Origin of the sequence: Streptomyces sp. T39 (assembly GCF_008042045.1) — a bacterium.
Classification (GTDB): Bacteria; Actinomycetota; Actinomycetes; order Streptomycetales; family Streptomycetaceae; genus Streptomyces.
The window spans coordinates 2,079,657-2,092,587 of record NZ_RDBP01000012.1; the positions used below are offsets into that span (position 1 = coordinate 2,079,657).

A 12,931-nucleotide genomic window follows, 5' to 3' on the forward strand; every position below is an offset into this window, starting at 1 on the left:
CTTCTGCTCCGTAACCTGTCACTTCAGGAAACGGGGCGGGGTACGTGGAACACACTCACAGCACGGGCACGGGGCTGCTGCTCGCGGGGCGCTATCGGCTCGGCGAGAGCATCGGCCGGGGCGGCATGGGCAAGGTCTGGCGCGCCCATGACGAAGTGCTCCACCGGGTCGTCGCGGTCAAGGAACTGACGGCTGGTCTGTACGTCGCCGAGGCGGACCGTCTGGTCCTGCACGCACGCACCCAGAAGGAGGCGCGCGCCGCGGCACGGATCAGCCATCCCGGTGTGGTCACCGTGCACGACGTGCTGGAGCACGACAACCGTCCGTGGATCGTCATGCAGTACGTCGACGGGCCCTCGCTCGCCGACGCGGCCAAGGAGCCCGGCGCCATCGACGCCCTCCGGGCGGCCCGGATCGGCCTGGACGTGCTGCGGGCGCTGCGCGCCGCGCACGCGGCCGGGGTGCTGCACCGGGACATCAAGCCCGCCAACGTGCTGCTCGGCGACGACGGCAGGGCGCTGATCACGGACTTCGGCATCGCGGCGATAGAGGGCGACTCGACGATCACCCGGACCGGGGAGATCGTGGGCTCGATCGACTACCTGGCGCCCGAGCGGGTGCGCGGCCACGACCCCGGGCCGGCGTCGGACCTCTGGTCGCTGGGGGCGAGCCTGTACACGGCGCTGGAGGGCGAGTCGCCGTTCCGGCGCTCGTCGCCGCTGTCGACCATGCAGGCCGTGGTGTCCGACGAACCGCCGGCGCCCCGGCGGGCGGAGGACCTCGCCCCGGTCATCATGGCGCTGCTCCGCAAGGACCCCGCGGCCCGGCCGTCGGTCGCCGAGACGGAACGCATGCTCACCGACGTGCTGGAGGGCCGGGCCACCGCCTCGGCGACCCGCCCCGTGCCGGCGCCGAGCGTGACCCTGCGGACGGCGTACCCGCCGGCCGCCACCGCGCCCCTCCACGGCGGGGGCGGCTTCGCCCCCGCGTACCCCGGTCCGGGCGGTGCACCCGCCGCGGGGGCGGGCACCGGCCGTCTCCCCGGCGGAGCGCCCGCCGCCCCGCCGCGGCGCGGGGCACGGCTGCGCCGGCTCGCGGTCGTCGTCGTCGCGGCCGCCGTGATCGGGGCCGGGGCGGGATTCGCGGTCCTGCAGCACGCGGGAGACGAGGACGGCGGGAGGGGCTCGGGCGCCACGCCGAGCGCGTCCGGCACCCCCGGCGGCGTGACGGCGGATCCGGGCGGGCAGGCCGGGAAGGACGTTCCCGACGGGTGGCACCGGGTGCAGGACCCGTCGGGCTTCGCCCTCTGGGTGCCGGACGGCTGGGTCCGCCAGACCGACGGCGACCAGATCGACTACACCCCGGACAACGGACGGCACCGCATCCGGATCAGCGTCGATCCCTCTCCGGACTTCGAGAACCCGTACATGCACATGCTCGACATGGAGGAGGGGCTGGCGGAGCGGCTGCCGCAGTACGAGCGGATCAAGCTGCGGCCCAACACCTTCCGCGACCAGACGCAGTCGGCGCTGTGGGAGTTCCGCTGGACCGAGCGGAAGGAGCACCCGGGGCCGCGCCGGGCGATCGACCAGATGTACTACGGGGACGACGGCACCGAGTATGCGCTCTACATGTCGGGGCCGGCCGAGGACTGGCCGGTGACCCGGGAGCAGTTCGACACCATGCTGCGCGGCTGGCGGCCGCCCCCGGGGTGACCCGCGGGAGGGGGACCGCGCCGGAACGACCCGTTCCGTGCGGCCCGCGAGGTGGGTCCCTCTCCACGTCCGCACCACCTTCCGGGCGGCCGGTCCGGGCCGCGTGACGGTGACAAGCCGCTGATCAGGGCTTATGTGCCAGTGATCGCTGGCGCGATGGTGAGGGCCCGGTAAAAGCTGTTACCGACGGGTACCCAAAGCGGTGATTGCGGCATACCCTCGCCCCCATGACGGACACGCAGGCCACCGCCACCGCCACCGCCACCGCCACCGCCCTCGGTACCAATCCCACCGCCGCCGCTCCCGCCGGTGTGCGCACCGCCGCAGACGTCGTGACGCCCGATCTGGTCGCCCGGCTGACCAAGGGCGTGACCGGCTCCGGCCGCACCGTGAACCACGCGCCGTTCACCGGCGAGAAGCTGGCGGACCTGCCCGAGTCCACCCCCGCGGACGTGGCCCTCGCCTTCGAACGGGCGAGGGCCGCCCAGCGCGTGTGGGAGGCCACGCCGGTCCGGACGCGGGCCGCCGTCCTGCTGCGCTTCCACGACCTGGTGCTGGAGCGGCAGGCCGAGGTGCTCGACCTGATCCAGCTGGAGACCGGCAAGGCGCGGCTGCACGCCCACGAGGAGGTGCTGGCCGTCGCCGTCTCGGCCCGCCACTACGGGCGCAAGGCCCCCTCGTACCTGCGCCCCAAGCACCGCACCGGTGTCGTCCCGGTCCTCACCAAGACCACCGAACTGCGGCAGCCGCGCGGTGTGGTGGGCCAGATCGCGCCCTGGAACTATCCGCTGGAGCTGTCCGTCGGCGACGCGCTGCCCGCCTTCGTCTCCGGCAACGCCGTCGTCATGAAGCCCGACACCGAGACCGCGCTCACCGCCCTGTGGGCGCGCGACCTGCTGATCGAGGCGGGGCTGCCGGCCGGGGTGTTCCAGGTCGTCATCGGCGACGGCCCGGTCGTCGGACCGGAGGTCGTGCGGCACGCCGACTACGTCTCGTTCACCGGCTCCACCCGCACCGGCCGGGAGGTGGCCCAGGGCGCGGCCGCCCGCCTGGTCGGGGTCTCCCTCGAACTCGGCGGCAAGAACGCGATGCTGGTGCTGCACGACGCCGACGTGGAGAAGGCCGCCGCCGGCGCCGTGCGGGCGTGCTTCTCCTCGGCCGGCCAGCTGTGCATCTCCATCGAGCGGCTCTACGTGCACGAATCGGTCGCCGACGACTTCGTCGCCCGCTTCGCCGCCCGCACCAGGGCGATGCGCCTCGGCAACTCCCTCGCCTACGGCGCCGACATGGGCTCCCTGGTGGGACCCCGTCAGCTGGAGACCGTCACCCGGCACGTCGAGGAGGCCGTCGCCAAGGGCGCGAAGCTCGTCGCGGGCGGCGTCGCCCGTCCGGACATCGGCCCGTACTTCTTCGAGCCCACGATCCTCGACGGCGTCGAGGCGCCGATGGCCGTCTGCGGCGAGGAGACCTTCGGGCCCGTGGTCGCGATCTACCGCTTCTCCGACGAGGAGAAGGCCGTCGAGCTGGCCAACGCCACCGCCTACGGGCTCAATTCGAGCGTGTGGACCAAGGACGGCAGGCGGGGTCACGCGATCGCGGCGAAGCTGCGCACCGGCACGGTCAACATCAACGAGGGATACGCCCCCGCCTACGGAAGCGTCCAGGCACCGATGGGCGGCATGAAGGACTCCGGTCTCGGCCGGCGCCACGGCTCCGAGGGGATCCTCAAGTACACCGAGGCCCAGACCGTCGCCCAGCAGCGCCTGATGCCACTGGCGCCGTCGTTCGGCATGGACGACGAGAAGTACGCGGCGTTCATGAGCCTCAGCCTGAAGGCGATGAAGGCCCTGCGCCTGCGCTGAGGATGCCCGGCCCCACCCGCTTCCGCCCGCACATCTGACGAGGAGAGCCATGTCCGAGGTACCCCCTGCCCGCAACCAGGACACGGACGACGACGCGTACGACTACGACGTGCTCGTCGTGGGCTCCGGCTTCGGCGGTTCCGTCTCCGCCCTGCGGCTGTCGGAGAAGGGATACCGCGTCGGCGTCCTGGAGGCCGGCCGCCGCTTCACCCGGGAGACGCTGCCGAAGAGTTCCTGGGACCTGCGCAACTACCTGTGGGCTCCCGCGCTCGGCCTCTTCGGGATCCAGCGCATCCATCTGCTCGGCAAGGTGATGGTGCTGGCGGGCGCGGGCGTCGGCGGCGGTTCGCTCAACTACGCCAACACCCTCTACGTGCCGCCCGCGCCCTTCTTCAACGACCCGCAGTGGAAGGACATCACGGACTGGCAGGACGAGCTGGCGCCGTACTACGACCAGGCCAGGCGCATGCTCGGTGTCCGGCTCAACCCGACGCTGACGCCCTCGGACGTGCACCTGAAGGCGACCGCCCAGGCGATGGGCGTCGGGGACTCCTTCCACATGGCGCCCGTCGGGGTCTTCTTCGGGGACGGCGACGACGCCGACGGCGCGGCGAGGGCCCGGCCGGGCCAGGAGGTGGCGGACCCGTACTTCGGCGGCGCGGGACCTGCGCGCAGGGCGTGCACGGAGTGCGGCGAGTGCATGACCGGCTGCCGCCACGGCGCGAAGAACACCCTCAACGAGAACTACCTCTATCTCGCCGAGAAGGCGGGCGCCGAGGTCCACCCGATGACGTCCGTCGTGTCGGTCACCGAGGACGCGCGCGGCGGCTTCGCGGTGGAGACGCTGCCCAGCGACAAGCGGCGCAAGGGCAGGGGCCGTACGTTCACCGCACGCCGGGTCGTCGTCGCGGCCGGCACCTACGGGACGCAGGCCCTGCTGCACCGGATGAAGGACACCGGGCTGCTGCCGCGGCTGTCCGCCCGGCTCGGCGAGCTGACCCGCACCAACTCCGAGGCGCTGGTCGGCGCCCAGACCGACAACCGGCGCTACCGCAAGCGCCACGGCGCGCCGAAGGTCGACTTCACCCGCGGCGTGGCGATCACGTCGTCGATCCACCCGGACGCCAACACCCACATCGAGCCGGTCCGTTACGGGCGCGGGTCGAACGCCATGGGCGGCATGACCGTCCTCCAGGTGCCGTACCGGGTCACGGGCCGGGTGGCGGGCTGGTTCGGCAACATGGCCCGGCACCCCTGGCTCGCGGTCCGCGCGCTGTCCAACCGGCGGTGGTCGGAGCGGACGATCATCGGCCTCGTCATGCAGTCGCTGGACAACTCGCTGACGACGTACCGCAAGCCGAAGGGCATCGGCAAGGGCCTGCTCACCGCCCGCCAGGGCCACGGCGCGCCGAACCCGACGCAGATCCCCGAGGCGACGCTCGCCGCGACCCTGCTCGCCGAGGAGATCAACGGCTTCGCGGGCTCCAACATCGGTGAACTGATGGGCACCCCGCTGACCGCCCACTTCCTCGGCGGCTGCCCGATCGGCGCGGACGCGGCCTCGGGCGTCATCGACCCGTACCACCGGCTCTACGGCCACCCCGGGATCACGGTGGTGGACGGCTCGGCCGTCTCCGCCAACCTCGGTGTCAATCCCTCGCTGACCATCACCGCGCAGGCGGAGCGGGCGATGTCGTTCTGGCCGAACAAGGGCGAGGCGGACCCGCGGCCGGAGCAGGGCGCGGTGTACGAGCGGCTGGCGCCGGTGACGCCGCGGTCGCCCGCCGTCCCGGAACAGGCGTTCGGGGCGCTCAGGCTGCCGTTCCTCGGCATGCCGGCCGTGCCGCCCCGGAAGGCGGAGGAGCGGCAGGGGAGCCCGCTGCCGGAGCCGGTGCAGAAGGAGCCCGTCCGGCAGACGTCCGAGCCCGCGCGGCAGACGTCGGAGCCCGCCCGGCAGACGTCGGAGCAGGAGGCCTGACCCGCCCGGCGGACGTCGGAGCAGGAGGCCTGACCGGCCCGGCCGGCCTCACGGGTCCTGCCGGACCGCGCCGTGGCCGGGACGCACGAAGGCCGCTGCACCCCCCTCCGAGTGCAGCGGCCCTGTGGCCTGCGTACGGCCCCGTGCGCGTGGCGTCCAGGAGACCGTTGTTACGCATGCATGACCTGTGACCAGTGGGAAGGGTTGTCCTCCGGAACGCGATTCGTCGTGTGACGTGAGTCACGTCGAGGCGGGGGCGGATCCGGGACGCCGCCGCGGCACGAAGAGGAGAGACCGAAGGGCCCCGCGGGCAGTGGCCGCGGGGCCCTTCGTCCGGCACCGGCGTCAGGGCAGCGCCGGTGCCGGAGCGCGGCGCCGGGGGGTGACGCCGCGAGGGGAGGGCCGCTGTCCGGGCGGACCGGAAGCGCTGCGGAAGCGGCCGATGGCTGGTGCGGTGGTGCGGTGGTGCGGTGGTCGCGCGGAGCGGGGACGCCGGCGCAGGGACTCGGTGGTACGGACCGGATGCGGCCGGCGCCGGGCGTCCCCGGGCCGACCGCTCTTGGGGTGACCGGGCTGCTGTCCCCTGCCGACCGGTCACGCACGCTGGTGCGAGGTCCCACGGCGCACCGTCCGGTGCGCCACACGCTCCAGCGGAGCCACGCGTGGTTTCCTGCGAGACCCGCGCCTGGATGGCACGGACATCCGGACCAACGAAGACCGGCCCGGCGCGTCACGCGCCGTACGGGTGAGGTCGCACCCGAACGCAGGTGCGCGGCGTACGCCCTGCCCGGCCGGTCAGGGCGTACGCCGGGAGTTCAGACCCGGCCGCGGCAGAGCTCCAGCATCGTCATCGCGAGCGAGGTGCCCGGCTTGCCGAGCGCGTCCCGGTAGTGGGCGAGGACCTCCATCTCGCGGGCCAGGTTCACCCGGCGGCCGCCGGAGGCGATGCGGGCGTCCTGGATGACGGCCGAGACCGCCATGCGTTCCTGGATCAGGCCGATGATCCGGTCGTCGAGCGCGTCGATGCGCTCACGGGCGCCGGTGATCACCTGGGCGGCGCCGTCGGTCCGGGCGCCGGTCCTGTCGAGTACCTCGGTCACGGGGGTCTCCTCTGTGCTCGGGAGGGGCCGCGGACCGGCAGGACCCGGAAAAGCCGAAGCGCCCCGGGCCTTGTCGGCCCGGGGCGCCTGGGAAGTCGCTGTCTGAAGCTAGGCAGCACGACCATGGCAGCCGGACGGGCCGGTGCCATAGGTAAAGACGAAGGTCAGCTGCGTGTGCATGCGCACAGTATGGACCCGGCCCCGCGGCGGGCCAAAAGCCGGTTCGGATGGTGAGACGAAAAGAGGACACGGGACCCCCGGTAGAATCGACAAATAACGACCCTCACTCCCACCGCCGGAAGGCCGCCAGTGTCATCAGCGTCTCCCGCTGCCGCGCCCGCATCCAACCCGGACACCGTCCTCGTTGTCGACTTCGGCGCCCAGTACGCACAGCTCATCGCCCGCCGCGTCCGCGAGGCCCGGGTCTACAGCGAGATCGTCCCGTCCACGATGCCCGTGGAGGAGATGCTGGCCAGGAACCCCCGCGCGATCATCCTCTCCGGCGGCCCGTCGTCCGTGTACGCGGAAGGCGCCCCGCGCCTCGACAGCGCGATCTTCGAGGCCGGTGTCCCGGTCTTCGGCATGTGCTACGGCTTCCAGCTGATGGCGACCACGCTCGGCGGCACCGTCGACAACACCGGCGCCCGTGAGTACGGCCGGACCCCGCTGCACGTCAGCAAGCCGGGCTCCACCCTCTTCGAGGGCACCCCGGCCGAGCAGCCGGTGTGGATGTCCCACGGCGACGCCTGCTCCGCGGCGCCCGAGGGCTTCACCGTCACCGCCTCCACCGACGTGGTCCCGGTCGCCGCCTTCGAGAACGACGAGAAGAAGCTCTACGGCGTCCAGTACCACCCCGAGGTGCTGCACTCCACCCACGGCCAGCAGGTCCTGGAGCACTTCCTGTACCGCGGTGCCGGCATCGAGCCCAGCTGGACCACGGGCAACGTCATCGAGGAGCAGGTCGCGGCCATCCGCGCCCAGGTCGGCACCAAGCGGGCCATCTGCGGTCTCTCCGGCGGCGTCGACTCCGCCGTGGCCGCAGCGCTCGTCCAGAAGGCCATCGGCTCGCAGCTGACCTGTGTGTACGTGGACCACGGCCTGATGCGCAAGGGCGAGACCGAGCAGGTCGAGAAGGACTTCGTCGCCTCCACCGGCGTCAACCTCAAGGTCGTCGACGCACAGGAGCGCTTCCTGGACGCCCTGGCCGGCGTCTCCGACCCGGAGGCCAAGCGCAAGATCATCGGCCGTGAGTTCATCCGCGTCTTCGAGCAGGCGCAGGCCGAGATCGTCGCCGAGGGCGCGGCCGACGGCGAGCAGGTCGCCTTCCTCGTGCAGGGCACCCTCTACCCGGACGTCGTCGAGTCCGGCGGCGGCACCGGCACGGCCAACATCAAGTCCCACCACAACGTCGGCGGTCTGCCCGAGGACCTCGAGTTCGAACTCGTCGAGCCGCTGCGCCAGCTGTTCAAGGACGAGGTCCGGATGGTCGGCCAGGAGCTCGGTCTGCCCGACGAGATCGTCCAGCGCCAGCCGTTCCCCGGCCCGGGCCTCGGCATCCGGATCGTCGGCGAGGTCACCAGGGAGCGCCTGGACCTGCTGCGCGAGGCGGACGCCATCGCCCGGGAGGAGCTCACCGCGGCCGGTCTCGACCGGGAGATCTGGCAGTGCCCGGTCGTTCTGCTCGCCGATGTGCGCAGCGTGGGCGTCCAGGGCGACGGCCGCACCTACGGCCACCCGATCGTGCTGCGGCCGGTCTCGTCCGAGGACGCCATGACCGCGGACTGGACGCGGATGCCGTACGAGGTGCTGGCGCGGATCTCGACCCGCATCACCAACGAGGTGGCCGACGTGAACCGCGTCGTGCTGGACGTCACGAGCAAGCCGCCGGGCACCATCGAGTGGGAGTGACCTCCCCGTTCCGGTCCTGACCGACGCCGCCGTTCCGATGCCCGGAGCGGCGGCGTCGCCGTCGGCCGCGGCCCCCTTCTGTCCCGGGCGCCCCGGCGGTACGGTCCGTGTCACGGACCGTGGCGCAACCGCTGGTGAGCGGCGCCGCCTGCCCGTACGTATGGTCGGTTGACGGGTCGACTGAAGGCGGGACCAGCGATGACACACTCGTACCGGACGGCATCGGCCGACGGCGCCACCGGCGACGGTCCGCGCGGCTGGAAGGCGTGGGCCACGGCCAACGCCCTGCTGCCGCTGCGGCTCTTCCTCGGGATCACCTTCGTCTACGCGGGCATCGACAAGCTGACCGACAGCGCGTTCATGTCCGCCGCCGGCCCCGGTTCCATCGGCGCGCTGATGGAAGGCGTGCGCGACGGCTCCGCCGTGCCGGGTCTGGTCGACCTCGCGCTGAAGAATCCCGAGGGCTTCGGCTACGCGATCGCCCTCGGGGAGCTGGCCGTCGGCATCGGCACCCTCGTCGGCCTGCTGGCGCGGGTGGCCGCGCTCGGCGGCGCGCTGATCTCGCTGAGCCTGTGGCTGACCGTGAGCTGGCAGAGCGACCCGTACTACTACGGGAACGATTTGGCCTATCTGATGGCCTGGCTGCCGCTCGTGCTGGCCGGCGCCGACCGGTTCTCGGCCGACGCCCTCCTGCGCGCCCGGCGGCGCCGCACACCGTAGTGCAGGGACCCCACACACCCGGCCAGGCACAGACCGCCGAGGACGACCGGCAGGGCGGTGAACCAGGGTGTGTGCCATGCGCCCGTGGCGTCCCCTCCGTACAGCGCCGCGCAGGCCAGCACGGACAGTCCCGCGATCAGCCTGCCGGGCCGGAACCCGTGCAGGAACTCATGGTGCGGCACGTTCCACCTCCACCTGTCCGACGCTCACGTCCAGCTCCAGTTCCAGCGTCCCCGACGGCTCGGTGCCCCGGGGCGGCGCCAGGGTCTCGCGCACCGTCAGGTCCGGTCCCGCGGCGCCGCCCGCGGTCCCCGCGGGCAGCCGGACGTTCCCGAGGCCGACGTCGGCCTCCAGCACGACCGTGGCGTCCCGGGGCACGACGACCCTGAGCAGACCGAGGCCGACCTCGGCCCGGGTGGACACCGTCGTGCCGGGCGCCGGCTCCAGGGCGCCGAGGTCCAGGGTGGCCGAGCCCGAGCCCAGTTCGTGGGAGGGCGCCAGGGCCGCGGCCGACGCGGGGCGCCAGGTCCGCTCGCCGAACGTGGTGCTGATGTTCTCGGGCAGGGCCGACGCCCCCGCCAGCAGGCAGGCCGTCACCATCGTCATCAGCATCGTGCCGAAGCCGGTGCGGCCGACGACGCTGCTGACCACGAGCCCCGCGCCGAGGACGGCCAGGGCGGCGACCAGGCCGATCTGGAGACTCGCGCCCAGCGGCCGGCCGTCCCAGCTCGCCGCCGTGCCCACGGCCCCCGCGACGAACGCCAGGGTGACGACCGTGCCGCCGATGCCGCGCCGCCCCCAGGGCTGCGGGGGCACCGCCGGGCGGCGTCCGCGGTCCCCCGCGGCGGGCCCGGACGCGACCGCGTCCGCGGGGCCCCACAGATAGCCGGCCGCCACCGGCCCCGTGGTGCCGTCCTTCAGGATCGGGTCGCGCCACCACGAGGGACCGTCGGGCGCGGGCGGGGCCTTGGTCTCGGGCGGGGCCTCGGCCACCGTCTGCGCGGTCACCGGGTCCAGCGGGGCGCCGTCGGGGGAGGCGGCCCTGCGACGCAGCGACCACACGGCCACCCCCGCGGTCGCCAGCGACAGCATGGACGCGAAGGCCAGCATGTCCGCGTTGCTCAGCGTGGTGAGGAGCAGACCGCTCCCGATCAGGGCCAGCAGGACGGCGCTCAGCGAGGCGCGGTCGACCCGCCCCGACAGCATCCGGCGGAATTCGTTCTCGTCCTCGTCGTCGGCGGGGAGCAGCAGCCAGGCGAAACCGTAGAAGATCAGCCCGACGCCCCCGGTCGCGGAGAGCACGGCGACCACGATGCGGAAGATCACCGGATCGACGTCGCAGTGCCGGCCGAGTCCGCCGCAGACGCCCGCCACCATCTTGGAGCGCGGTGTGCGGCGCAGCGCCTGCGGCTCGTCCGGCTCCTGCGGCGGGAGGGGCGGTGCGGTGGTCGGCTGGCTCATGTCTCCATGGTGACGGCCCGGCGGCCCCGGGGGCAGCCGCCCCGACCCTGGCCGTTCCCTGATATTGCCCCCCGGGAGCGGCTCGCGCCGCGCACCCCGGGCCGGTCGTCTCCCCTTTCCCCGGGGCGGTTCCAGGCCCCCAGGGGCGGACACCGGCTTCTCAGGGTCGGAATGAGGGACTGCCCTGATGTCCGCGCCCCCGCCGCCGTGTGACGATCGGGGCATGCCAGTCGCCACCCGTCCGCCCGAGGCCGAAGAGCCGGCGGTCCGCAAGCTGTACCGCAGCGCCGACGGGCGGCTGCTCGGCGGTGTCGCGCGCGGTCTCGCCGGACATCTGGGACTGCCGGTCATCTGGGTGCGCCTGGTGTTCCTGGTGCTGTTCATGGCGGACGGGCTCGGAGCCCTGCCGTACGCGGTGTTCTGGATCGTCGTCCCGCTCGGAGTCGGCGGCCGCGGAGCGCAGGGCCGCTCGCTCTTCGAGGTCACGCCCGACGGCCGGCGGCGGCTGCGCAAGCCGGACAAGGGCCAGGTGCTGGCCCTCGGGGCCCTGTTCGTCGGCGGCGCGATCTTCGTCGACAACCTGGAGCGCAACAGCAGCAACCGCTACGTCGTGCCCATCCTGCTGATCGGCGCCGGTGTGGTGCTGGTCTGGCGGCAGGCGGACAACGCCCGCCGGGCCAGCTGGACGTCCCCGGCGTCCGGGGCCGGGCCGCACCGTCTGATCCCCGCGGCCCGGGTCCTCGCCGGTGTCGGGCTGGCCGTCACCGGGCTGACGGTCTTCGTGGTGGTGCGCGGCTCGGCCGCGCAGCTCGGCTCCGTCCTGACCGCGGTCATCGCCGTCGTGGCCGGTGTCGCCCTGCTCGCCGGTCCCTGGCTGGTGCGGATGACCCAGGACCTCTCCGAGGAACGGACGATGCGCATCCGGGCCCAGGAGCGGGCCGAGGTCGCCGCCCATGTGCACGACTCCGTCCTGCACACCCTCACCCTGATCCAGCGCAGCGCCGAGGACCCCGGCGAGGTGCGCCGCCTCGCCCGCGCCCAGGAACGCGAGCTGCGGAACTGGCTCTACCGCCCCGAGGGCACGGGCAGGGACGACGAGGAGGAGCCGGACACGCTCGCCGAGGCGGTGAAGCGGACCGCGGCCGAGGTCGAGGACAAGCACGGCGTGCCCGTCGAGGTCGTCGTCGTCGGCGACTGCCCCCTGGACGAACGGCTGACGGCGCAGATGCAGGCCGCGCGCGAAGCGATGGTCAACGCCGCCAAGTACGGTGGTTCGGGAGGCGCCGTGCAGGTTTTCGCGGAGGTCGAACCGCGGTCGGTCTTCGTCTCCGTCCGGGACCGGGGGCCGGGCTTCGACCTGGACGCGGTCCCCGGTGACAGGATGGGCGTACGAGAATCGATCATCGGCCGGATGCAGCGCAACGGCGGTACGGCACGGCTCCGCGCGGTGCCCGGCGGGGGGACCGAGGTGGAGCTCGAGATGGAGAGGGCTGACGGATGACCGAGGCTGCTGGAGAGACCGCCGAGCGGCGGGTACGGGTGGTGCTCGTCGACGACCACCGGATGTTCCGCGCGGGGGTGCAGGCCGAGATCGGGCAGACGGCGGCCACGGGCGTCGAGGTCGTCGGCGAGGCCGCCGACGTGGACCAGGCCGTCACCGTCATCACCGCGACCCGTCCCGAGGTCGTGCTGCTGGACGTGCATCTGCCCGGCGGCGGCGGGGTGGAGGTGCTGCGCCGCTGCGCCACGCTGATGGCCGCCGCGCAGAACCCGGTGCGTTTCCTCGCGCTCTCCGTGTCCGACGCGGCGGAGGACGTGATCGGCGTGATCCGCGGCGGTGCCCGCGGCTACGTCACCAAGACCATCACGGGCACGGACCTGGTGGACTCGATCTTCCGGGTGCAGGAGGGGGACGCGGTCTTCTCGCCGCGGCTGGCCGGCTTCGTGCTGGACGCCTTCGCGTCGACCGACGCGGTCCCCGTGGACGAGGACCTCGACCGGCTGACCCAGCGCGAGCGGGAGGTGCTGCGGCTGATCGCTCGCGGATACGCGTACAAGGAGATCGCCAAGCAGCTGTTCATCTCGGTGAAGACGGTCGAGTCCCATGTCTCGGCGGTGCTGCGGAAGTTGCAGCTCTCCAACCGGCACGAGCTGACCCGCTGGGCGACGGCGCGGCGGCTCGTCTGA

At 73.2% G+C, this 12,931-nt stretch carries 9 protein-coding genes; 7 read left to right on the forward strand and 2 right to left on the reverse strand.

Translation table 11 applies throughout. The annotated features are described in order from the left end of the window. Window positions 1–44: 44 nt before the first annotated feature. The 3 genes from EAO77_RS10475 to EAO77_RS10485 all read left to right on the forward strand — a co-directional run bounded on the left by EAO77_RS10475 (window position 45) and on the right by EAO77_RS10485 (window position 5,555). Entirely contained in the window at window positions 45–1,715 is a 1,671-nt protein-coding gene (locus EAO77_RS10475; protein ID WP_147987735.1) for a serine/threonine-protein kinase, read from the forward strand. Window positions 1,716–1,942: 227 nt separating this feature from the next. After that, a complete protein-coding gene (locus tag EAO77_RS10480; protein ID WP_147987736.1) occupies window positions 1,943–3,577 on the forward strand; it encodes a succinic semialdehyde dehydrogenase in 1,635 nt (544 codons plus the stop codon). A gap of 49 nt (window positions 3,578–3,626) precedes the next feature. Continuing rightward, the gene (locus tag EAO77_RS10485; RefSeq protein ID WP_261993855.1) at window positions 3,627–5,555 is read left to right on the forward strand and encodes a GMC oxidoreductase; all 1,929 of its coding nucleotides are present in this window, start codon (window positions 3,627–3,629) and stop codon (window positions 5,553–5,555) included. Window positions 5,556–6,370: 815 nt separating this feature from the next. Here the strand turns inward: EAO77_RS10485 and EAO77_RS10490 are convergent. Further along, on the reverse strand, window positions 6,371–6,655 hold the full coding sequence (locus EAO77_RS10490; RefSeq protein WP_147987737.1) for a chorismate mutase: 285 nt from the start codon (window positions 6,653–6,655) through the stop codon (window positions 6,371–6,373). Between the two features lie 309 nt (window positions 6,656–6,964). Between EAO77_RS10490 and guaA the strand changes: the two genes are divergently transcribed. Continuing rightward, window positions 6,965–8,563 (forward strand): glutamine-hydrolyzing GMP synthase, encoded by a 1,599-nt coding sequence (gene guaA, locus EAO77_RS10495; protein WP_147987738.1) that lies wholly within the window; start codon window positions 6,965–6,967, stop codon window positions 8,561–8,563. Window positions 8,564–8,761: 198 nt separating this feature from the next. Beyond that, window positions 8,762–9,283 carry a DoxX family protein gene (locus EAO77_RS10500; protein WP_147987739.1) on the forward strand — a complete coding sequence of 174 codons (522 nt, stop codon included), beginning with the start codon at window positions 8,762–8,764 and terminating at the stop codon, window positions 9,281–9,283. 168 nt (window positions 9,284–9,451) lie between these two features. Here EAO77_RS10500 and EAO77_RS10510 read toward each other — a convergent pair whose 3' ends face one another. Next, window positions 9,452–10,744: a PspC domain-containing protein gene (locus EAO77_RS10510; RefSeq protein ID WP_147987741.1), complete on the reverse strand. Its 1,293-nt coding sequence runs from the start codon at window positions 10,742–10,744 to the stop codon at window positions 9,452–9,454. A gap of 223 nt (window positions 10,745–10,967) precedes the next feature. Here EAO77_RS10510 and EAO77_RS10515 point away from each other — a divergent pair, with 223 nt between their 5' ends. Continuing rightward, window positions 10,968–12,245: an ATP-binding protein gene (locus tag EAO77_RS10515; protein ID WP_147987742.1), complete on the forward strand. Its 1,278-nt coding sequence runs from the start codon at window positions 10,968–10,970 to the stop codon at window positions 12,243–12,245. Then, window positions 12,242–12,931 carry a LuxR C-terminal-related transcriptional regulator gene (locus EAO77_RS10520; protein WP_147987743.1) on the forward strand — a complete coding sequence of 230 codons (690 nt, stop codon included), beginning with the start codon at window positions 12,242–12,244 and terminating at the stop codon, window positions 12,929–12,931. Before EAO77_RS10515 ends, EAO77_RS10520 begins: the two co-directional genes overlap by 4 nt.

Bases quoted from the DNA above. Each gene is read 5' to 3' on its own strand.
- EAO77_RS10510 (WP_147987741.1), bottom strand. From the start codon at position 10,744: ATGAGCCAGCCGACCACCGCACCGCCCCTCCCGCCGCAGGAGCCGGAC.
- EAO77_RS10480 (WP_147987736.1), top strand. From the start codon at position 1,943: ATGACGGACACGCAGGCCACCGCCACCGCCACCGCCACCGCCACCGCC.
- EAO77_RS10485 (WP_261993855.1), top strand. From the start codon at position 3,627: ATGTCCGAGGTACCCCCTGCCCGCAACCAGGACACGGACGACGACGCG.
- EAO77_RS10500 (WP_147987739.1), top strand. From the start codon at position 8,762: ATGACACACTCGTACCGGACGGCATCGGCCGACGGCGCCACCGGCGAC.
- EAO77_RS10520 (WP_147987743.1), top strand. From the start codon at position 12,242: ATGACCGAGGCTGCTGGAGAGACCGCCGAGCGGCGGGTACGGGTGGTG.
- EAO77_RS10515 (WP_147987742.1), top strand. From the start codon at position 10,968: ATGCCAGTCGCCACCCGTCCGCCCGAGGCCGAAGAGCCGGCGGTCCGC.